Raw genomic sequence first — 20,351 nt, 5'->3', positions numbered from 1 at the left:
AGAATCGACATGGCCGATGAGAGCGTACGGTTCGGGTTGCCCTGGATCCTGTCCGGGCAGGGGCAGAAGGAAGTGACGCACAACGAGGCGCTGGCGATCGTCGATATGGCGCTGCACCCAGTCGTCGAAACGCTGATGCTTGCGGTGCCGCCGGGCGATCCGGTAATCGGCAGGGCATGGGCGGTGCCGCCCGACGCGGTGGGCGCATGGGCCGGACGGCGGGGGCAGATTGCCGGCTGGACCGACGGCGGCTGGCGGTTCGTCCTGCCGGCCCTCGGTATGCTGGCCTGGGTCGTGGACCGGGGGCTGCATGCCTATTGGACGGGCACGACGTGGAGCACGGGCCCTTTCCCGGCGGCCGGCCTCGCTTGCGACGGGTTGCCGGTGGTCGGCGCCCGCCAGCCCGCGATCGCAGACATGGCGGGCGGCACGACCGTGGATGTGGAAGCGCGTGCAACGCTCATTTCGATCTTGCTGGCACTGCGAAACCATGGCCTTATTGCCACCTGAATCTTTTTTTTCGACACGTGCGAAACCGGGAGGCGCTTACTGTGTTAAGGGCCTCGTCTGCAGGATGGAAGCGTGGCACTTCTGGTGCCTAAGTGTCCTTTTTGCAACGCTTCCGGGTCCAGTACGCTTGCGTGGGGGGGTCGGGTTAGTTAGGAAAACCACGGGTTCCTTCCGGGACACGAACGAAAGGGGATTTATATGCGTAAGCTGGCCATCACGGTCGCGCTTGCTACCACGGCGCTCGCGACGCCTGCCATGGCGAAGGACAACGCCTGGTATGTCGGAATCGAAGGCGGCGCGATGCTCGTCGAAGATTCGCAGTTCGATATCGGCACTGTCAACAACGGCCTGGCCGTCGACCATGAATATGGTTTCGACGTCGACGGCATCGTCGGATACGACTTCGGTCCGATCCGCATCGAAGGCGAAGTCGGCTACAAGAAGGCCGAGAACGAAGCCCTGACCAAGTCGGGTCTTCCGCAGAACTTCGGCGGCGTTCCTAACGGTCGTTACGAGAGCAAGCGTTCGGGTTCGACCGACGCGCTCAGCTTCATGGTCAACGGTCTGCTCGACTTCGGTGCCGACGACGGCCTGAACGGGTATGTCGGTGGTGGTGCGGGTATCGCTCGCGTCTCGGCAAACATCTACCGCTTTAACGGTGGCCTGAACGCCATTGACGACAGCGACACGCGTTTCGCATGGCAGGCAATTGCCGGCGTGCGCTATCCGGTCACCGACAATGTCGATTTCGGTCTGAAGTACCGTTTCTTCAACGTCGACAACCTGCGCTACACCGGTGGCAACGGTTCGGAAGCGGAAGGTCGTTTCCGTTCGCACTCGCTGCTCGCCAGCTTGGTGTTCAACTTCGGCGAGCCAGCACCGCTGCCTCCGGTCGAGCCGGCTCCGGCGCCTGCGCCGCTGCCGCCTGAGCCAGTCGCACCGGCGCCCGTCGCGCCGATCCCGGCCGGTCCGTTCATCGTGTTCTTCGATTGGGACAAGTCGGACATCACGCCGGAAGCCGCCACCATCCTCGACAACGCCGCACAGGCGTTCGCGACCTCGGGTTCGGCTTCGGTCATGCTCGCCGGTCACGCCGACAAGTCGGGTTCGGACCAGTACAACGTCGGCCTTTCGCAGCGTCGTGCAGACGCGGTGAAGTCCTACCTGTCGGGTAAGGGCATCGGCGAAGGTTCGATCACGACCGAAGCATTCGGCGAAAGCCGCCCGCTGGTGGAAACCGCCGATGGTGTGCGCGAGCCGCAGAACCGTCGCGTGGAAATCACCTACGGTCCGGGTTCGGGCATGTAATTTTCTTGTCCTTGCTTACGGGCAGGGACAGCGAAACGGAGAGGCCGGTCCCGCAAGGGTCCGGCCTTTTTCGTGTGTGCGGCAATGCGCGTAGTGGTGTCTGCCGTTTCGTCGACTTTCTGGCGGTCGGGCATTTTGACGACACGATAGCCAGGCCAGGACTGATGTGTGGCTATCCAGTTTTCAAAACCTGAGTGGGCCAAGGGCAGTATCGTCCGGGGCATCCCGCAAAAGGTGGGCCTCTCGCCTTGGTGAGGGGCCGCACATGTTACGTGGAATTCGACTTCAGTGGCTTCCTTCTGCTCCACGTGCAGAGATGGCCGGCTGCGATCTGGATAGTCGGTTTGCTCAAGCAAAAATTTCGGGTGCGGGCCCAAATCCGCGCTAGGTTAGCGAGATTCTGTTGCGAATGTCGCGCTCTGTGCAGACCGACTCGAACACCACTGGTTCGAATCGGGTCGTGCCAGGTTGTCCCAACTTTCATGGATCGGCCCGAGCCGGGACCTGAACGAATGATCTGGTCCTGTCACGAACACGCGAATCCGGGCCGACCCGCGCGTGTATCGCATCGGTCCTGCCAGCGCGGTGATTTGACGAGGGTCCGGTCTCACGAAAGGCGTTCACGGCTGGGCTACGCGGTTTGCCGGTTGGCCATTATCGCCAGCTAAGGCTGGACTCGCAGATGCACCGTCGGCGTACGCGTTGGCAACCAGGCTGCCAAGCGCGCGTTCAACCCCCATAGCATGGCTGGGAGGCTGAATATGAACAGGTTGGTTTTGGGTGTTGCGACGACATGCATCGTGGCGTTGAGCGGTTGTGCGATGGACGGGGGAACCGGGCGGCCTCAGGGCGACATGGCGGCGGCCGGCGCATCGGTCATGCTGCTGGATGCCTCGGGCGCGCAGAAGGGAACCGCATCGTTGCGGCAGACGGCGGCCGGGCTGCAGATGACGGTGACTGCGATGGGGATGACGCTCGGTCCGAAGGGGCTGCATTTCCATATGACGGGACGCTGCGACGCGCCGGACTTCACGACCGCGGGCGGGCATTGGAACCCGACGGCGATGAAGCATGGCAAGGATTCGGGTGTCGGGCCGCATGGTGGCGACCTGCCAAACATCGAGATCAGCGCCGACGGTACCGGCCGCGCGGAAACCACACTGGCAGGCGCGATGCTGACCGGTGGCGCAACGCCGTTGATGGATGCGGATGGTGCAGCGCTGATCATCCATGCGGCGGCAGATGACTACCGCACCGATCCGTCCGGCAACAGCGGCGCACGGTTGGCGTGCGGCGTCGTAACGCCGACCTGACGCTCAGCGCGTGGCGGCTGCCAATGCCGCCACGCGTGCTTCCGCCGCCGGGAGGCGGCGGGCGGCGAACAGGAATAGCACGATCACGATCGGGATCGGGACGACGGCACTAAGGATCGCAATCCGCAGGCTGCCGGTGATGTCACTGACCAGTCCGACCCAATAGGGGCCAAGGCCAAGGCCGATCAGGTTGATCCCCAGAAACTGGACCGCGGTGGCCGTGCCGCGCATGCGGGGCAGGACATGATCCTGACCCGTCGCGAAGACCGGACCGAGCCACATGGTCAGGCAGAGGATGGCGGTGAAGTTCAGGACGTAGAAGGTCGTCAGATCGTCGATAAGATACTGGGCGATCGTCAGCATCCCACTCAAACCAGCCGCTGCGGCCGCGACATAGAGCCGGCCGCCGGGATGGCGGCGGCGGGCAGCGTCGGCGAGCATGCCGCCGAGGGTGGTTCCAAGACCCCCGGCGATGGCGGCGATGGCGCCGATCGTGAACCCGTCCGCCGGCTCCATTCCAAGATAGCTGTTGCCGTAAAGATAGATGAAGGCGCTGAGTCCGTAACTGCCGAAGCTGAGGAAGCCCCCCGCGATCGCGACCGCGACGAAACTGGGCGAGTCGAGCATCAACTCGGTCGCTTCCGGGTCGCGGAGTCGGATCGACTGGATCCACGAGCAGACGGCATAGGCGCCCACCGCGATGGCGGCCCACTGCACCATGTTGGTCGTGATCTGCGTGCTGCCCATGGCAAAAATTGGTGCCCGCTTGGCCGGTGCCAGCAGACCGTCGGTCAGCCAGACGACCGCGGTTGCGATCAGGACGATCGCGGCCAGCATCAGGAGGTTCGTTCGGATCAGCGCGCGCGTCGCACCGAGCCGGCGGAGCGAGAGCAGGCTGAACGGCGGAAACAGCGTACCAAGCTCCCGGAAAGCGGCTTGGAACGGATGCGGATCACCCGAATGTGGATGGCCGTCAATGGCACCGCGGACCGGTTCGCGGACGGTGGTCACCACCAGTAATGCGAGGAAAAGACCGGGGAGGCCGACGGCCATATAGGCGGCCTGCCAACCGGCGAGGTCGAATGGCGCAGTACCGGCGGGGTAGAGCCTGTCCCAGAGTGCAACGATATGACCGCCGATCATCAGCGACGCCCCGGCACCCAGATAGATCCCGCTGGAGTAGATGGCGAGCGCGGTCGCGCGTTGAGCCTTCGGAAAATAGTCCTGCAGGATCGAGAAGGCGGAGGGGCTGGCACTCGCTTCGCCGACTCCCACCCCGACCCGAGCCAGCGCAAGCTGACCAAAGTTTGCGGCCGTGCCGGAAAAGGCGGTCATCGCGGACCAGAAACCAAGACCGATGGACAGCGTCCGGACGCGGTTCCAGCCATCGGCCAGCCGGGCGAGCGGAAGACCGAACAACGCGTAGAACAACGCGAACGCCGTGCCGAACAGCAGGCCGATCTGAGCATCGGTCAGCCCGAGATCCGCCTTCAGATACGGAGCAAGGATCGTGACGATCTGGCGGTCGATGAAGTTGAAGGCATAGACGACCGTGAACAGGCCGAGGACATACCACCGATAGCCGCCCGTCCGCGCTGCTCCATCCATCGTTCCACTCCCGTCGCGATCATTGCCGTCGCGTACCGAACTGTGTGCAAGACATTGACGTGGGCGTAAAGCGGCGATTGCAGCGCGAGAAGCGGGGCAGCCAGCAACGATTTGACACAGTCCCCAGCGGCCGGTGGCTTGAAATTCGGCTGTCTTCCGACGATATTATGGACTTGAGGGCGCGTTTCGCGCCTGATCTTGGAGATATATCGCGATGGCGAATTGGTCTGACCCCCGTACGACGGCCGTGCCGCGCTCGGCAGGCCGGGATGCGTCCGCGGCCCGGGATGCAGGGCTGCGGTCCTACATGCTTTCGGTCTACAACTATATGGCATCCGGCGTCCTGTTGACCGGTCTGGTCGCGCTCGGCTTTGCGTCGAGTGGACTGGCGCAGCAGGTCATGACGACGCCGCTGCGTTACCTGATCATCTTTGCGCCGCTGGTTTTCGTGATGGTGCTGAGCTTCGGCATCAATCGCCTTTCGACGACGACCGCGCAGGCGCTGTTCTGGACCTTCGCCGCGGTGATGGGCCTGTCGATGTCGACGATCTTCCTCGTCTACACCGGTACGTCGATCGCGACGACGTTCTTCGCTACGGCGGGCGCATTCGCCGGGCTGAGCCTGTTCGGCTACACGACCAAGAAGGATCTGTCCGGTTTCGGCACGTTCCTCATCATGGGTGTCGTGGGTTTGATGATTGCGATGGTCATCAACATCTTCCTGCAGTCGCCGGCGATGCAGATGGTCATCAGTGTGATCGGCGTACTGCTGTTTGCGGGTCTGACGGCGTATGATACGCAGAAGATCAAGAGCATGTACTTTCAGGTTCAGGGTACGGATTTCGTCGGCAAGTCCGTCGTGATGGGTGCACTGACGCTGTATCTGGACTTCATCAACATGTTCAGCTTCCTCCTGAGCTTCATGGGCGATCGTCGCTAACGCATCGGCCCCAGGCAAAGGAAGGGCCCGGTGGAGTCATCCACCGGGCCTTTTTGCGTCAGGTCTGTGCGGGTATATCGGCATCGTCCAGCGCCGCGGCACGTAACTGCGCTGGTCTCTCGTAGAGGCGCGTCTGGTAGGTTTGAAAAGCGGGGCGCGGCGGGATGCTACCGAACATCATGCCCCAGCCGAGATGCGCGCTGATATAGAGATCGGCCGCGGTGAAATGATCGGCCGCGATGTAGGTCCGGTCGATCAGCGCCTGTTCGAGCGTATCGAGCGTGGCGGCCAGCGAACCATAACCGAGCGTTGCGCTCCGGTCCGCAGCGAATGTCGCGCCGAGCGCGCTGTTGGTCACCGCGGCCTCCAGCGGGCCGGCGGCGAAGAACAGCCAGCGATAATAGGCTCCCCGGTCCGCCAGCGGCGGCGCGAGACCAGCGTCCGGAAAACTGTCCGCCAGATACGCGCAGATCGCCGCGGTTTCGGTGACGATCGTATCGCCGTGACGGAGCGCGGGAACCTTGCCCATCGGATTGACCGCCAGATAGGCCGGGTCCTTCATCGCACCGTCGTAGCCGATGAGGACGGTGTCGTAGGCCGCGCCCGTCTCTTCCAGCATCCACCGGGCGATGCGGCCACGCGACATCGGTTGGTGTACAGCGTGAGCGTTCCGGTCATGCCAGTCGCGCCTTGAATGCCGCGAGGGTGCGTTGCCACGACAGGTCCGCCGCCGCCCGGTCGTAACGATCGACCGATGTGTCGTTGTAGAATGCGTGGTTCACACCGGGGTAGAAATAGGCGTCGACCGGGACGCCGGCGGCCTTCAGCCCGTCGATCCAGGGTTGCGCGGTCTTGTTCACGCGATCGTCCAGCCCGGCATAGTGCAGGGTCATCGCGGCCTTCACGCGCGCGGCCTCGGCCGGATCTGGCGCCGGCCCGTAATAGGCGACGCCGGCAGTCAGGCCCGTCCCGGCGGCGACCGCCAGCCGATTGACCATCGCGCCACCCCAGCAGAACCCGACCGCTCCCACCTTGCCGCTGGCATATCGGTTGCCGCGCAGCCAGCGCAGGGTTTCGACCCCGTCCTGCACCGTTCGGGGCAGATCAAGCTTGCCGATCAGGTCACGCGCGGCGTCCTGGTCGGCCGGGGTGCCGCCGGCGACGGACAGGAAATCTGGTGCGAGCGCGACATAGCCGGCAAGCGCGACGCGGCGTGCGACATCGCGGACATAGTCGTTCAGGCCGCGATTCTCGTGGATCACCATGACGGCCGGCTGGCGGCCGCGCGCCTTGGCGGGCAGTGCCATATAGCCGTGCATGGTGCGCCCGGCGCCCACCGTCCAGCGGACGTTGCTGGTCTTCAGCCGCTTGTCGTCGGCCGCGACGACCGCAGCGGCGGCGGGGTTCGCGCCGATCGTGGCGAGCAGCGCGCCGGCGGCTGCGGTCCCGCCCGCCAGTCGCGCCAGATCAGCCATGAAAGCGCGACGGTCGTGCGTCTCATGGGTGAAGCGATCGTGCAGCGCGATCGCGCGGGCCTTCAGGTCGTCGGGATCCATGCGGCGTCTCCGTTCGGGTGATGGGCTATCGTCCCTCTTTCCTATGACGGTGGCAAGATGTCGGCTATCCGCGCAGCCCGGCGGGTTCGGGCCAGGAGGGTGCGGTGAGGGCGAGCACCTTGAACAAATGCCCCATCGCATCGGGGGCGGTGAGCCGGCGATAAGCGGCGGCGATCGTTTCGCCCTGGTCCGGCGTGGCGCGGGCAAGCGCGGCCGCACGGGTCGCGATGCCCAGGCGCAGCAGCCATTCCCCCTGATCCACCGGGCCGGACGCGACCAGCGGCGCGGCCGCGGCGGCGAGGGCCGTGAAATCGACATGGGCTGTCAGGTCTGTATCGCCCGGCGTTACGAGCGGATCGACGAAGCGGTGCGCCCGGACGGCCTGGAGCGTGTCGCCGAAGGCCGGGCCGGGATAGCCATAGTCGATGGTCAGCAGGCTACCGCCCTGGCATGCGATCCGGGGCGCCAGCGCGGACAGGATGGCACCGGCGACGGGGCGGTTTTCGACGATCGCTGCGTCCGGCGCATTTTTCGGGCCGGCGACCGGGTCGCCGATCGCAAACGCAAATTCACCGTCGTTGTCGATCACGACGCGTTCGCGCCAACCATCGACCGTCCGGATCGCCTGAGTGATCGGCAGTGCATCGAAGAACTCGTTGGCGACGACGAGCAGTGCGCAGTCCGCAGGCAGGGTAGTGACGTCGGTATGCCAGTGCGCGCCCGGCAACCGCTCGGCCTGCGCCGCGCGCAGCGCGGGACTGGTTTCGACCAGATGGACGAACGGGACCAACCCAGCCGTGCGCATCGCGCGGAGGGCATCGACCGCGAGCGTACCGCGGCCGGGGCCGAGTTCGACATAGGCCGCGGGCGGACGACCGGTGCGGTCCCAGAGGTCGGCCAGCCAGAGGCCGGCCAGTTCCCCGAACATCTGGCTGATTTCTGGCGCGGTCGTGAAATCGCCGGATGTGCCGAGCGGGTCGCGTGTCGCGTAATAATGGCTGTTCGCGGCGTCCATCCACCGGTCGATCGGCATGGGGCCGTCGGCGGCGATCGCGGCGGCGAGCCGATCGGCGAGCGTATCAGGCGACGCTCTCACTCCCGACGATCGGTTCCACGCGTACCCGGCGTCCGGCGGCCGTCGCCATCAGATATAGGCCCGCGGCCAGCATCGGCACGCTGAGCGTCTGACCCATGGTGAGGCCCCAGCTGAGATGTTCGAGGCCGGCGTCCGGTTGCCGAACCAGTTCGACCAGGAACCGGATGATCCCGTAGCCAAGCAGCCCGCTGCCGACCAGGAAGCCGGGCTTGTAGCGGGCATCCGTCCGCCAGAACAGGACGTTCAGGACGACGAACAGCAGGACGCCTTCGAGCGCGGCCTCGTAAAGTTGCGACGGGTGGCGCGGGATGCCGTCTTCCGTGCGAGGGAAGATGACGCCCCACGGCAAGGTGGTGGGGCGGCCCCACAACTCGCCATTGACGAAGTTCGCGAGCCGAACGAGTCCGAGCGCCGGTGGCGTGCATACGGCGACATAGTCACAGACACGAAGCGCACTCAGCCCGTTCTTCCGCGCCAGCAGCAGGATGGCGATGATCGTCCCGATCAACCCGCCGTGGAGCGACATCCCGCCCTGCCACAGATACAGGATCTCGATCGGGTTGCGCAGGATTTCGGGTTTGTAGAACAGGATGTAGCCCAGCCGGCCGCCCGCGAGGATGCCGATCGTGGCGTAGAAGACGAGGTCCTCCGCATGGCGCTTGGCCATCGGCGCGCCGGGCTGGCGCAGCAGACGCGTCAGATACCAGTAGCCGAACATGATTCCGGCGATGTAGCCGAGCGAGTACCAATGCACCTGCGGATGCATGGAGAAGCCGCCGATACGCCACGTTCCGAGGTCCAGTGCGATCGGGGACAGCCCGAGCGAAGAGAAATCCAAGGCTGCCGTAGCGTCGGCGAGGAGGTTCAGGATCAAGGCTTTTCCCCGGCGATTTCGACCCTCATAAAGGGCGCAACTAGAAACGAAAAGAGAGCGAGAGAATGTTATGGCGAGCGAGCTCGACAGCCGCGTCGAATCCGCGATCGATGGAATTACCGGTGCGCACGGCCCGCTGATCGCAGCCCCCACTACGGGCAGCGGCGCGCTGATCCCGGGCGAGGCCATCGTACCCGGCGCACCCGGCACGCTGGTCGCGTTCTTCGCCCACTTCTGCGCACTGCATGCGGAAAAGATGGCGGTGGTGGCGGGCACGGAACGGCTGACATTCCGGGAACTGGACCAGTGGTCCGACCGGCTGGCGGCGGCGTTCAGCGGCGGGTGGGGTGTCGCAAAGGGCGACCGGATCGCGATCGCGATGCGGAACTGCCCCTCATGGATCGCGCTCTATATGGGCGCGGTGAAAGCGGGGGCGATCGCCACGCTGGTCAACGGATGGTGGCAGCCGGACGAGCTGGCCGGCGGTATCGCGCTTTGTGCACCCACGCTGGTGATCGCCGATGCCGAACGTGGCCGACGGATCGCAGCCGCCGGAGTTTCCGTGCCGACGGTCGTCCTGCCGATCGAGGCGGCCCTTCCCGACGCGTTGCAGCCGTTGATCGACGATGTCGCGGAGGGACCGCGCCCGGCAGTGGCGCCGGAGGACGATGCGACCATCCTGTTCACGTCCGGATCGACGGGCGTCGCCAAGGGCGCGGTTTCGGATCATCGCGCGGTCGTGACGGCGACGTACACCTTCCTGGCCTATACCGCGTCGCTGTTGCAGCTGATGGTGGCCGATGGCCGCCCGCCGCGCCATGAGCCGACGACGCTGGTCGCGGTGCCGCTGTTCCACGTCACGGGCGCAGTGCCGGTGATGCTGAACAGTTTTGCGATCGGGCGGACGATGGTGCTGATGCACAAATGGGACGCGGGCGAAGCGTTGCGCCTGATTGCGGCGGAAAATGTGACATATTTCGTCGGCGTGCCGACGATGAGCCTGGAGCTGATGCAGCATCCGGACCGCGATCTGCATGATACGTCGTCGTTGCTGGACATCGGGGCGGGCGGGGCGGCGCGGCCGGTGTCGCATGTCGGCCGGCTGATCGAGAGCTTTCCGGGTAGCGCGCCCATGCTCGGATACGGCCTGACCGAGACGAACGCGGTTGGGTGTACCAATTTCCGAAACAACTATGTCGCCAAGCCGGCGTCAACCGGCAAGCCGCAGGCGCCCTTTGTCGATGTCGCGATCCTGGACGAGGACGGCGCCGTCGTCCCGCCGGGGGAGCGGGGCGAGATCGGCATCCGCTCGCGTGCCAATTTCCGCGGATACTGGAACAACCCGGACGCGACCGCGGCAGCGTTCAGCGGGCCATATTTCCTGACCGGCGATATCGGGTATCTCGATCCGGACGGATATCTGTTCATCGTCGATCGGGCAAAGGACATCATCATTCGCGGCGGAGAGAATATCAGCTGCCAGGAAGTGGAAGCGGCGATCTACGCGCATCCCGCGGTCGCGGAAGCGTGTGTCTTCGGCCTGCCGGACGACCGGTTGGGGGAAGTGCCGGGGGCGGTGGTGCATCTGGCCGAACATGGCATGCTGTCGGCGCAGGACCTGAGCCATTTCCTGACGCCGCGGCTGGCGAAGTTCAAGTTGCCGGAACGGACCTGGTTTTCTGCCGATCCGCTGCCCAAGCTCGGAACCGGCAAGATCGACAAGAAGGCCCTGCGCAGCGCGTATGGGGGAATGCCGGCAACGGGGTAATATGGTCGGGCGTTGCGATGCCCGGACGATAGTCCCTACCGTTATGTCCTTGCCCGAGACTATTCCTTCGGTGTCGGCTTGACGCTATTCCACCGAAATGGACGCTAGGATCAGCCGCCGGAACCTGCTCGTGGCCGGTGGCATAGGGACGGGATTGCTGGTCGGCTGGGGCGTCTGGCCACGACGCTATCGCCACAACCTGCTCGCGGCACCGGGCGAGACGATCTTTGACGGGTTCGTTAAGATCGGCGTCGATGGGCATGTCGCAGTCGTGGTGCCGCAGGCCGAGATGGGTCAGGGCGTGTGGACCGCGCTGCCGCAGATGCTGGCGGACGAACTGGGCGCTGACTGGCGGACGGTGTCGGTAGAGCCCGCGCCGATCAACCCGCTTTACGCCAATGATTTCCTGATGACGGAAGCCGCGCGCGAGGCCGCGCCGCATGCCCTGGCCGGCGTCGCCGGGCGGGTCGGCCGGGAGCTGGCTGGACGGACCGCGTTCATGCTGACCGGCGGATCGAGTTCGGTGCGCGGGTTCGAGGCGCGATACCGGGCGGCGGGGGCGGGCGCGCGCACATTGTTGTGCATGGCGGCGGCGCGGCGCTGGAGCATCGATTGGCAGGCATGCGATACCCGGGACGGTTTCGTCGTCCGCGGGGAGGACCGGCTGCGCTTCGGCGAACTGGCGGCGGAAGCGGCGCGGCTGACGCTGCCCGCGACGCTGACGATGCGGACGCCCGGCGCGGGTGGCCTGTCCGGCCGGAGCGTGCCGCGGATCGACCTGCCGGCCAAGGTCGATGGCTCGATCCGGTTCGCCGGCGACGTCCGGCTGCCCGACATGCTGTACGCGTCGGTGCGCGGCGCACCCGCGGGGACGGCGCGGCTGAGCGGTGTTTCGGTGGCGGCGGGTAAGCGTGTTCCGGGCGTGAAGGCGGTGATCCAAAACCCCGGTTGGGTGGCGGTCGTCGCGACCAACTGGTGGGCGGCAAACCGCGGGCTGGACGCGATCGACCCGCGGTTCGGAGCGGAAGGCGACGTGCCGGACGGCGCGTCGGTCGATCGCGCGTTGGCGACCGCGCTGAAGAGTGGAGCCGGCATACGTTATGCGTCGACCGGCGATCTGGAGTCCGTAGTCGCTGGCGCGCATCTGCTGACCGCGCAGTTCACCGTCCCGTTCGCGGCGCATGCACCGATGGAGACGCTGACCGCGACGGCGCGGGTCATCGGCAGCCGGCTGGAAATTTGGATGCCAACCCAGGCGCTGGCCGCATCGCGCGATGCGGTGGCGCGGGCGACGGGGTTCGCGGCGGCCGATATCGTCGTCTATCCGATGCCGATCGGTGGCGGTTTCGGCCGCAAGGTGGACAACGACGCCGCCGTGCAGGCGGCACTGATCGCGATCCGGATGCGCCGACCGGTGCAACTTGTCTGGTCGCGTGCGGAGGAGACGATGCGCAGCCGTAACCGCCCGCCGGCGCAGGCCCAGCTTGCGGCCCGGCTGGGTGCCGGCGGGACGATCCTTGGATGGCAGGCGCGGATCGCCACGCCGTCCAGCGGTGGCGAGGTGGTGGCGCGGATGATGCCGCGACTGGCGGGTGATCCGGGCGGGGCGGAGCGTGCGGCGGTGGCGGGGGCCGTGCCGCCTTATGCCATACCGGCGCTGGCGGTCGACCATCTGCCGGTTTCGGTCGGTATCGAGACGGGCATGTGGCGCGGCGTCGCGCATAGCTACACCGCGTTCTTCACCGAGTGTTTCGTCGATATGCTGGCGGTGCGGAGCGGGGCGGACCCGTTCTCCTATCGGATCGGCATGCTGGGTGCGCAACCGCGGCTGGCACGGTGCCTGTCGACCGCTACCGCGCTGGGCGAATGGGACGGCGGGGGGGGCGGGTCGGGGCAGGGGATCGCGGCGCATTCCAGTTTCGGATCGCATGTCGCGATCGTGGCGCAGGTCGCGCTGGACGGCGCGCGGATCCGGATCGAGCGGATTACGGCAGTGGTCGATGCCGGTCGGCTGATCCATCCCGACATGGTGCGGGCGCAGATCGAGGGCGGGATAATGTGGGGTATTGCCGCCACGCTGGGCGATACGATCGATTATGTCGCCGGGGTGCCGGAACAGCGGAATTTCGATGGATTGTCGCTTCCGCTGCTGGCCGACACGCCGGAGATCGTCGTGGAACTGATCGGCAGCGCAGCCGCGCCCGGCGGGGTGGGAGAGATCGCGGTGCCGCCGGTCGCGCCGGCGATCGCCAACGCGCTGGCGACGCTGGGGCACCGGCGCCATGCGTTGCCACTGAAGGTGTAACGATGGGATCATGCTTACAGTAATCGGCTATTACCGCTTTCTTCGGTGCGCCGAGCGACTACCTAGAACGGCATGACCATGCCGCCCGACCATCCACCGATCCCGAAGCCGCGCATCGGCGTCTTGCTGATGAACCTGGGGACGCCCGACGCGCCCGACGCGAAATCGGTCAAGCGCTATCTGGGGCAGTTCCTGTCCGACAAGCGGGTCATCGAGATCCCGTCGTTGCTGTGGCAGCCGATCCTGCGCGGCGTCATCCTGAACGTCCGGCCGAAGAAGTCGGCGCATGCCTACGCCCAGGTCTGGCGCGAGGACGGATCGCCGTTGCAGGCCATCACGACGGCACAATCGCAGGCCCTGAAGGGCCGGTTCGGCCCGGACGTGCTGGTCGATCATGCGATGCGGTACGGGAACCCGTCGATCCCGGACCGGTTGGCCGCGATGAAGGCGGCGGGCTGCGAACGGATCCTGCTCGCGCCGCTTTATCCGCAATATTGTGCCGCCACGACCGCGACCGCCAACGATCAGGCGTTCGCCGTGCTGGCGGGTATGCGGTGGCAGCCGGCGCTGCGGACGATGCCGCCCTATCATGACGATCCCGACTATATCGCCGCTTTGCAAACGTCGATCGAGGCCGGCCTCGCGACGCTGGATTTCGAGCCAGAACGGATCATCGCCAGCTTTCACGGGATGCCGAAGCGGACGCTGGCGCTGGGCGACCCGTATCACTGCCAATGCCAGAAGACCGCGCGACTATTGGCGGAGGCGATGGGGCGACCGATCACCATCGCGTTCCAGTCGCGGTTCGGGCCGGCCAAGTGGCTGGAGCCGGCGACTGATCTGACGCTGGCGGCATTGCCGGCGCAGGGTGTTCGCTCGGTCGCGGTCGTGGCACCAGGTTTTTCGGCAGACTGCCTGGAGACGCTGGAGGAAATGGCGATCCGCGGGCGCGAGACGTTCGAGGAGGCCGGCGGCGAACGGTTCGCCTATCTGCCATGCCTGAACGACAGTGCGGTCGGCGTCGCGCTGCTCGAAAAACTTGTCGCGCGGGAACTTGAAGGGTGGATGCGGCCCGCTTAACGTGGCGGAAACCAAAAGCAGGAGAGAGATATGGCACGCGTCGCAATCGTTACCGGAGGAACGCGTGGCATCGGCGAGGCAATCAGCCTTGCGTTGCAAGAGGCGGGCATGACCGTCGCCGCAAATTATGCAGGCAATGACGAACGGGCGCGGGCCTTTACCGAACGGACCGGCATCCCGGCGTTCCGCTGGGATGTGTCGGACCATCAGGCATGCCTCGACGGCGTAGCCGAAGTCGCGGCCGCGCTCGGCCCAGTCGACGTCGTGGTGAACAACGCCGGCATCACCCGCGACGGTACGCTGCTGCGCATGACGTACGAGGCGTGGAAGGAAGTGATCGACACCAACCTCGGCGGTTGTTTCAACATGGCCAAGGCGACCTTCGCCGGCATGAAGGATCGCGGGTGGGGGCGGATCGTCAACATCGGATCGATCAACGGGCAGGCCGGGCAATATGGCCAGGTGAACTATGCGGCCGCCAAGTCGGGGATCCACGGATTCACCAAGGCGCTGGCGCAGGAAGGCGCGCGGTTCGGTGTCACCGTCAACGCGATCGCCCCCGGCTATATCGATACCGACATGGTGGCGGCAGTGCCGGCCGACGTATTGGCCAAGATCGTCGCCAAGGTGCCGGTCGGGCGGCTAGGGCAGGCGGGCGAGATTGCTCGCGGCGTCGCATTCCTCTGCGGCGAAGACGCCGGGTTCGTCACCGGATCGACACTGTCGATCAACGGTGGGCAGCATATGTATTGAGGCTGTGTGACGTGGCGGGGCCGGTAAAGCGTTCTGTGACGATCGCTGGCCACGCGACGTCCGTTTCGTTGGAGCCGGTGTTCTGGACGGCGCTGGACCGTGCCGCCGTGGATGCCGGCATCCCGGTCAATGCACTGGTGGCGCAGATCGATGCCGTGCGGATCGAGGCGGTCGATCCGCCGAACCTCACGAGTGCGTTGCGGGTCTGGTTGTTCGAGCGGGCTCTATGCGACAGATGAGAGTTCCCCGCCGCGGGCCGGGGCCTAGGCGGAACGGTTTCACCTAGGCCCCGGTCTGTGCCGGGATACTGTTGTCTTCGCTATGCAGGACCCGCTCCCTCCGCCCACCAGCGGAGGGCCGGCGCGGGGGGCTTGGCTTAAGGTAAGGTCTTTCTAGCCTAAGCCCCCCACCCAACCCTCCCCCCGATGGGGGGAGGGCTTTAAGTAACGGTCGCTCCGCCTTCCGTCAGCGGGCCAGCAGCACGCGTGCCTGGCCAGCGATCTGGGCCAGCATCGCCGCGGTCGGGACCGGGGCGGCGCGTGCGCGGTCGATCAGCGCGCGGAATTGCAGGACGCGGTTGCGATGCGTGTCAAGCCAGCCGTCGACGAGCGCCAGCGGATTGGGATTACGCTGACGTTCGAGGAAATCGAGCCGGAGCTGTTCGAAGTCGCGGGCAAGACCAGCGGTGAGCAGCCGTTCCCACGGGTCGGTGGCGACGAAGCGGATCGCGGCGGACTTCGCCCAGTCAAGCCCAAGTGCTTCACCCAGCCGGACATAGGCACCCGTCGCAGACACCTCGTCCACACCGGTGTCGGCAGCCAGCGTTGCAGTCCCGATTGCGCCGTCCAGTTCAGCAAGTCGCACGATGCGGTCGATCAACGCCGGGTCCGCTCCATATCCACCGATCAGCGCGCGGAGGGCCGCCGACTGTGACCGGGCCTCGTCGCGCAGCAGGGCTTCGACCGCCGCATCCAACCTGCCGATGCCGGGTGACAGGCGCTCGATCATCGGGCCGGGACCGGTTTCGGTGGCAGCGATGCGGATCAGGTCGGCCAGATGCAAGCGGGCGATGCCGGCCATCACGCGGAACAGCATCAGTCGCGCATCCTCTGCCAGCGGTTCGGTTTCGATCCGGTGCCAGACTTCCTCGAACCCAAAGATCGCATCCGCGGCGAAATAGGCCGCGGCGACCTGGGCGATGCTGACGCCCTCCTCCTCCGCCAGTTCGAACGGGATGACGATACCGAGCCGGTTGACGACCCGGTTCGCCATCTTGGTGGCGATGATTTCTGGACGCAGGCGGTGCTGGTCGATCGCATCAGCGAACCGGTCTCGCATCGCCTTGGGGAAGGCGGCGTGGAGCAGCGGGCGGAGTGCGGGATCCTGCGCGAAGTTCGCCTTCTCGATGCGGGCCTGCAACGCCAGCTTGCCATGGCTGAGCAGCACGGCGAGTTCCGGGCGGGTCAGGCCGTGATCGTCCTGCGCGCGACGGAGCAAATCCTCGTTCCCGCCAAGACCTTCGACCGCGCGGTCGAGCCGACCCATCGATTCGAGCGTTTCGATGACGCGCACATAGCTGGGCAGCGCCGCGGCACCCCCGCGTTCCGCCAGCGACAATGCCAGCGTCTGGAGCCGGTTATCCTCCAGCACGATCGCCGCGACATCGTCGGTCATCGATGCGAGGAACGCGTTGCGGTCGTCGAAGCCCAGCCGCCCCTCGTTCATCTCGCGGTTCAGCGCGATCTTGATGTTGACCTCGTTATCCGAACAATCGACGCCGGCCGAGTTGTCGATGAAGTCGGTGTTGATCCGTCCGCCGCGCGCCGCGAACGCGATGCGTCCGGCCTGGGTCAGGCCCAGGTTCGCGCCTTCGCCAATGGCCTTGACGCGCAGCCGTTCCGCATCGACGCGGTTGGCGTCATTGGCTGGATCGCCGACCTCGGCGTTGCTTTCGGACGCCGCCTTCACATAGGTGCCGATGCCGCCGAACCAGAGCAGGTCGGCAGGCGCCTTCAGGATCGCCGCGATCAGCGCGGCGGGATCGAGCGTTTCCTCCGTCACGTCGAGGACGGCGCGGACCGCGGGCGACAAGGGAATGGCTTTCTGCGACCGCGGAAAGATGCCGCCGCCGGGGGAAATCAGCGCCGTGTCATAGTCGGCCCAGGACGAGCGCGGCAGCTGGAACAGACGCGCGCGTTCCGTCCAGCTTGCGGCAGGGTCCGGATCGGGATCGAGGAAGATGTGGCGGTGGTCGAACGCCGCGACCAGCTTAAGCGTTTTCGACAGCAGCATGCCGTTGCCGAAGACGTCGCCGGACATGTCGCCGCATCCGACGACGATGATCGGATCGGTCTGCACATCGACGCCGTGCTCCGCGAAATGGCGCTGGACCGAAACCCAGGCACCTTTCGCGGTGATACCCATCGCCTTGTGGTCATAACCCTGCGACCCGCCGCTGGCGAACGCATCGCCAAGCCAGAAGCCGTGATCGACCGCGATGGCGTTGGCCACGTCAGAAAAGGTCGCGGTGCCCTTGTCCGCGGCGACGACGAAATAGGGATCGTCCCCGTCGCGGATGGTGACGCCGTCGGGATGCACCACGGCCCCGTCGACGATGTTATCGGTGACGGACAGCAAGGACCGGATGAAGATCCGGTAGCTTTCGGTGCCTTCTGCCAGCCATGCGTCGCGATCGCCGGGGGCGGGCAGGGCTTTGGGGTAGAAGCCGCCTTTCGCCCCGGTCGGCACGATGACAGCGTTCTTGACGACCTGCGCCTTCATCAGACCGAGAATTTCGGTGCGGAAGTCGTCGCGCCGATCCGACCAGCGCAGGCCGCCGCGCGCGATCGGTCCGCCGCGCAGATGGATACCCTCGATCCGAGGGGAATAGACCCAGATCTCGCGCCACGGCACGGGGGCGGGCAGGCCGGGGATGAGACGGCTTTCCAGCTTGAACGCCAGCGCCTCGTCCGCCGCGGGGGAGAAGGCGTTGGTGCGCAGCGTCGCCTGGATCACGGCGCGGATGCGACGCAGGATGCGGTCGTCGTCGATCGCACCGACATTGGCGAGCGCGGCGTCGATCGCAGCCGCGGCCGCGTCCGCATCGCCCGAACCTGCCGGGTCGTGGAGCGCGTCGAACAGTGCGATCAGTCCGGTCGCCGCCTGTGGTGCGCGTTTCAACGCCTCGACCACGGTGGCCAGGCCGTAGGACAGTCCGGTCTGGCGCAGATAGCGGAACCAAGCGCGCAGCAGCACGACGGCACGCGGTGGCAGGCCGACCGCGACGATCAGGGTGTTGAATTCGTCATTTTCCGCCCTGCTTTCAAGCACCGCGGCGATCGCGGTTTCGGCGACCTCCGCGTCGCGTGCGATGCGTTCGGCGATCTCGCCCGATCCGACGTCGAGCAGGAAATCGTGAATGTAGCCGGCGCGGCCCTCGTCCAGCGCGGTCGCGGTCTCCCCGAGCACGCGGAAGCCGAAGTTCTCCAGCACCGGGACGGCATCGGACAGCGGAATCATCCCGCCGATCCGGTATGTCTTCAGGTGGAGCGCGCTGGCTGGTTCGCCATCGCGGCGGCTGATCCGCACGTCGCGCGCATCGGGGCCGGCAAGCGCCGCCATGCGCAGAATATCGACCGCGCCTTCCGCAGGGTCGGTCCGGTTGCGATAGCCGATGGGGAAGGCGTTGGCATAGGTGATCGCCAGGCGTGCGCCGCGACTTGCGCCTTCGCTGGCGGCCAGGCTGCTCTCGATCGCCGGTGCCCAACCACGCAGCATCGTTTCCAGTTGCGTATCGAGCGCCGCATCGTCGGGCACGAGGCCGGCCTCGGTGCTGGCGAAGGTCAGGCGCAGCAACGCCAGATCGCCGTCATCCAGATCGAGCGACCAGTTGACCGGTGGCGATCCGACTGCGCTTGCGATCATGTCGGTGACCGCGACGCGGCGTTGCGTCGTCAGTTCGTCGCGCGGCAACCAGACGAAGGCGACCACATGCCGGCGCAGCGGGGTGGTGACGAGGACGAGCTTCGGCCGGGGGCGATCCGCCAGCGACATGGCGGTCAGCGCCACCCGTTCGAGCGAACTGCGGTCCAGCCCGGTCAGCAGGTCGTGCGGCAGCGCGGACAGCGCATGGCGCAGCGCCTTGCCCGCGTGGCCGGCAGGATCGAACCCGTATTTCTCCTCCAGCGCCGACAACCGCGCGCGCAGCACGGGCACCTTGTCGGACGGCGCGCGCAAGGCGGAACTGGTCCACAGGCCGACATGGATCGACAGCGCAACGACACGGCCGCCGTCACGCACCGGCACCACGATCAGGTCCAGCGGGGCACGACGGTGCACGGTCGCGATGCTGTCCGACTTCAGCACGAGCGGCGCTTCGCCACCCCCTTCGAAATGCGCGATGGCGCTGCGGCGGTCGGCGTCGTTCCAGATGATCCGCGGGGCAATGCGCAAGATGCCCAACGGATCGCTGATGATCCCGTCCTGCGTTTCCACCGCGGCACCCAGCAGCGTGAAATGGCGGTCGAGCAGCCAGCGCAACAGCGCCGCCCCCTCCCCATCGGGCATCCGTTCGCCTTCGTCGCGCAACGCGACCTGCAGTTTCGGCCAGTCCTGCACCGCAGCGCGGACATCGGCCAGGACGGCACGGATTTCGTCCTCGATCCCACGCCGGTCGCGCGCATCGGCGCGTTCGATCTCCATGTAGACGATCGATTCGCGGCGTTCGCCGGCGGTGCCGGGCGGCAGGATCGCATCCAGCACGCCGTCTGAATCCCGTCGGACCGACACGACCGGATGCAGCAGGCGGTGCACGGCCAGCCCGCGTGCCGCGACCGCGCCGGCGATCGAATCGACCAGGAAGGGCATATCCGCATTGACCGTGACCAGACGCATGCGGCGGCGGCCGGCATCCGATCCGGCCGACTCGATCCGGACGACCGCCTCGCCCGGCAAGCGGCGCGCAGCGACTTCGGCAACGAAACTGGCAGCGGACAGGCGGGCGTCGGAGTCGAACCCATCCGTTTCGCCGGGCAGGGCGCCGCCTACCAAGGCTGCGGCGATGGCGTCGCGCTGGCTTTCGACGGAGGTGGTCGGCTCAGGTTGAATGGACATCGCGGTCCGCTCCTTCAAGCGCGGGCCGGGCCCGCCTGGTCTGTTTTGGGGCAGCCTATGCGCCCGCGGGCAAGGCCATACAAGTCGCGGCAGATGGCGGCGTTCCGTTCGCAACGGCGAAAGGCGAC

15 protein-coding genes are annotated in these 20,351 nt (G+C 66.4%); 9 read left to right on the top strand and 6 right to left on the bottom strand.

Going from position 1 to position 20,351, the window contains the following annotated elements:
- The first annotated feature begins 9 nt into the window (after window positions 1-9).
- From BKY59_RS08715 to BKY59_RS08705, 3 genes are all read left to right on the top strand, one after another.
- Complete coding sequence (locus BKY59_RS08715; protein ID WP_076070695.1) at window positions 10-510, top strand: DUF2793 domain-containing protein; 501 nt, start codon at window positions 10-12, stop codon at window positions 508-510.
- Window positions 511-708: 198 nt separating this feature from the next.
- Window positions 709-1,818 (top strand): OmpA family protein, encoded by a 1,110-nt coding sequence (locus tag BKY59_RS08710; protein ID WP_076070693.1) that lies wholly within the window; start codon window positions 709-711, stop codon window positions 1,816-1,818.
- Between the two features lie 761 nt (window positions 1,819-2,579).
- The gene (locus BKY59_RS08705; RefSeq protein WP_165374819.1) at window positions 2,580-3,131 is read left to right on the top strand and encodes a superoxide dismutase family protein; all 552 of its coding nucleotides are present in this window, start codon (window positions 2,580-2,582) and stop codon (window positions 3,129-3,131) included.
- A gap of 3 nt (window positions 3,132-3,134) precedes the next feature.
- Here the strand turns inward: BKY59_RS08705 and BKY59_RS08700 are convergent, their stop codons facing one another.
- Complete coding sequence (locus tag BKY59_RS08700) at window positions 3,135-4,739, bottom strand: spinster family MFS transporter (protein ID WP_076070690.1); 1,605 nt, start codon at window positions 4,737-4,739, stop codon at window positions 3,135-3,137.
- 214 nt (window positions 4,740-4,953) lie between these two features.
- Here BKY59_RS08700 and BKY59_RS08695 point away from each other — a divergent pair, with 214 nt between their 5' ends.
- Entirely contained in the window at window positions 4,954-5,679 is a 726-nt protein-coding gene (locus BKY59_RS08695; protein WP_076070688.1) for a Bax inhibitor-1/YccA family protein, read from the top strand.
- Between the two features lie 58 nt (window positions 5,680-5,737).
- On the opposite strand, the gene BKY59_RS08690 is transcribed toward BKY59_RS08695, so the two are convergent.
- The 4 genes from BKY59_RS08690 to lgt form a co-directional block, all read right to left on the bottom strand.
- Window positions 5,738-6,325: a glutathione S-transferase N-terminal domain-containing protein gene (locus tag BKY59_RS08690; RefSeq protein ID WP_076070686.1), complete on the bottom strand. Its 588-nt coding sequence runs from the start codon at window positions 6,323-6,325 to the stop codon at window positions 5,738-5,740.
- A gap of 28 nt (window positions 6,326-6,353) precedes the next feature.
- The gene (locus BKY59_RS08685; protein WP_076070684.1) at window positions 6,354-7,235 is read right to left on the bottom strand and encodes a dienelactone hydrolase family protein; all 882 of its coding nucleotides are present in this window, start codon (window positions 7,233-7,235) and stop codon (window positions 6,354-6,356) included.
- Window positions 7,236-7,299: 64 nt separating this feature from the next.
- Window positions 7,300-8,268: a class I SAM-dependent methyltransferase gene (locus BKY59_RS08680; protein ID WP_083672007.1), complete on the bottom strand. Its 969-nt coding sequence runs from the start codon at window positions 8,266-8,268 to the stop codon at window positions 7,300-7,302.
- Window positions 8,269-8,314: 46 nt separating this feature from the next.
- The gene (gene lgt / locus BKY59_RS08675; RefSeq protein WP_076070680.1) at window positions 8,315-9,205 is read right to left on the bottom strand and encodes a prolipoprotein diacylglyceryl transferase; all 891 of its coding nucleotides are present in this window, start codon (window positions 9,203-9,205) and stop codon (window positions 8,315-8,317) included.
- 70 nt (window positions 9,206-9,275) lie between these two features.
- Between lgt and BKY59_RS08670 the strand changes: the two genes are divergently transcribed.
- From BKY59_RS08670 to BKY59_RS08650, 5 genes are all read left to right on the top strand, one after another.
- Entirely contained in the window at window positions 9,276-10,973 is a 1,698-nt protein-coding gene (locus tag BKY59_RS08670) for a class I adenylate-forming enzyme family protein (protein ID WP_076070678.1), read from the top strand.
- Between the two features lie 97 nt (window positions 10,974-11,070).
- Window positions 11,071-13,278, top strand: coding sequence for a xanthine dehydrogenase family protein molybdopterin-binding subunit (locus BKY59_RS08665; RefSeq protein WP_076070675.1), 2,208 nt, complete (start codon window positions 11,071-11,073; stop codon window positions 13,276-13,278).
- Between the two features lie 72 nt (window positions 13,279-13,350).
- Window positions 13,351-14,358 carry a ferrochelatase gene (gene hemH, locus BKY59_RS08660; protein ID WP_076070673.1) on the top strand — a complete coding sequence of 336 codons (1,008 nt, stop codon included), beginning with the start codon at window positions 13,351-13,353 and terminating at the stop codon, window positions 14,356-14,358.
- A gap of 30 nt (window positions 14,359-14,388) precedes the next feature.
- On the top strand, window positions 14,389-15,111 hold the full coding sequence (gene phbB, locus BKY59_RS08655) for an acetoacetyl-CoA reductase (RefSeq protein WP_076070671.1): 723 nt from the start codon (window positions 14,389-14,391) through the stop codon (window positions 15,109-15,111).
- 11 nt (window positions 15,112-15,122) lie between these two features.
- Window positions 15,123-15,350: a ribbon-helix-helix domain-containing protein gene (locus BKY59_RS08650; RefSeq protein ID WP_076070669.1), complete on the top strand. Its 228-nt coding sequence runs from the start codon at window positions 15,123-15,125 to the stop codon at window positions 15,348-15,350.
- 226 nt (window positions 15,351-15,576) lie between these two features.
- Here BKY59_RS08650 and BKY59_RS08645 read toward each other — a convergent pair whose 3' ends face one another.
- Complete coding sequence (locus BKY59_RS08645; RefSeq protein ID WP_076070800.1) at window positions 15,577-20,223, bottom strand: NAD-glutamate dehydrogenase domain-containing protein; 4,647 nt, start codon at window positions 20,221-20,223, stop codon at window positions 15,577-15,579.
- Window positions 20,224-20,351: the final 128 nt, after the last annotated feature.

The organism is Sphingomonas montana (genome assembly GCF_001956315.1).
In the GTDB taxonomy this organism is placed as follows: domain Bacteria; phylum Pseudomonadota; class Alphaproteobacteria; order Sphingomonadales; family Sphingomonadaceae; genus Sphingomonas_R; species Sphingomonas_R montana.
This window is presented reverse-complemented; position numbering and strand designations above follow the sequence as displayed.

Excerpts from the sequence above, each read along its gene's own strand:
- BKY59_RS08715 (WP_076070695.1), top strand. The coding sequence starts at position 10 with ATGGCCGATGAGAGCGTACGGTTCGGGTTGCCCTGGATCCTGTCCGGG.
- BKY59_RS08705 (WP_165374819.1), top strand. The coding sequence starts at position 2,580 with ATGAACAGGTTGGTTTTGGGTGTTGCGACGACATGCATCGTGGCGTTG.
- BKY59_RS08665 (WP_076070675.1), top strand. The coding sequence starts at position 11,071 with ATGGACGCTAGGATCAGCCGCCGGAACCTGCTCGTGGCCGGTGGCATA.
- BKY59_RS08685 (WP_076070684.1), bottom strand. The coding sequence starts at position 7,235 with ATGGATCCCGACGACCTGAAGGCCCGCGCGATCGCGCTGCACGATCGC.
- BKY59_RS08645 (WP_076070800.1), bottom strand. The coding sequence starts at position 20,223 with ATGTCCATTCAACCTGAGCCGACCACCTCCGTCGAAAGCCAGCGCGAC.
- BKY59_RS08700 (WP_076070690.1), bottom strand. The coding sequence starts at position 4,739 with ATGGATGGAGCAGCGCGGACGGGCGGCTATCGGTGGTATGTCCTCGGC.
- BKY59_RS08670 (WP_076070678.1), top strand. The coding sequence starts at position 9,276 with ATGGCGAGCGAGCTCGACAGCCGCGTCGAATCCGCGATCGATGGAATT.
- BKY59_RS08710 (WP_076070693.1), top strand. The coding sequence starts at position 709 with ATGCGTAAGCTGGCCATCACGGTCGCGCTTGCTACCACGGCGCTCGCG.
- phbB (WP_076070671.1), top strand. The coding sequence starts at position 14,389 with ATGGCACGCGTCGCAATCGTTACCGGAGGAACGCGTGGCATCGGCGAG.
- BKY59_RS08680 (WP_083672007.1), bottom strand. The coding sequence starts at position 8,268 with ATGCCGATCGACCGGTGGATGGACGCCGCGAACAGCCATTATTACGCG.
- BKY59_RS08695 (WP_076070688.1), top strand. The coding sequence starts at position 4,954 with ATGGCGAATTGGTCTGACCCCCGTACGACGGCCGTGCCGCGCTCGGCA.
- hemH (WP_076070673.1), top strand. The coding sequence starts at position 13,351 with ATGACCATGCCGCCCGACCATCCACCGATCCCGAAGCCGCGCATCGGC.
- BKY59_RS08690 (WP_076070686.1), bottom strand. The coding sequence starts at position 6,325 with ATGTCGCGTGGCCGCATCGCCCGGTGGATGCTGGAAGAGACGGGCGCG.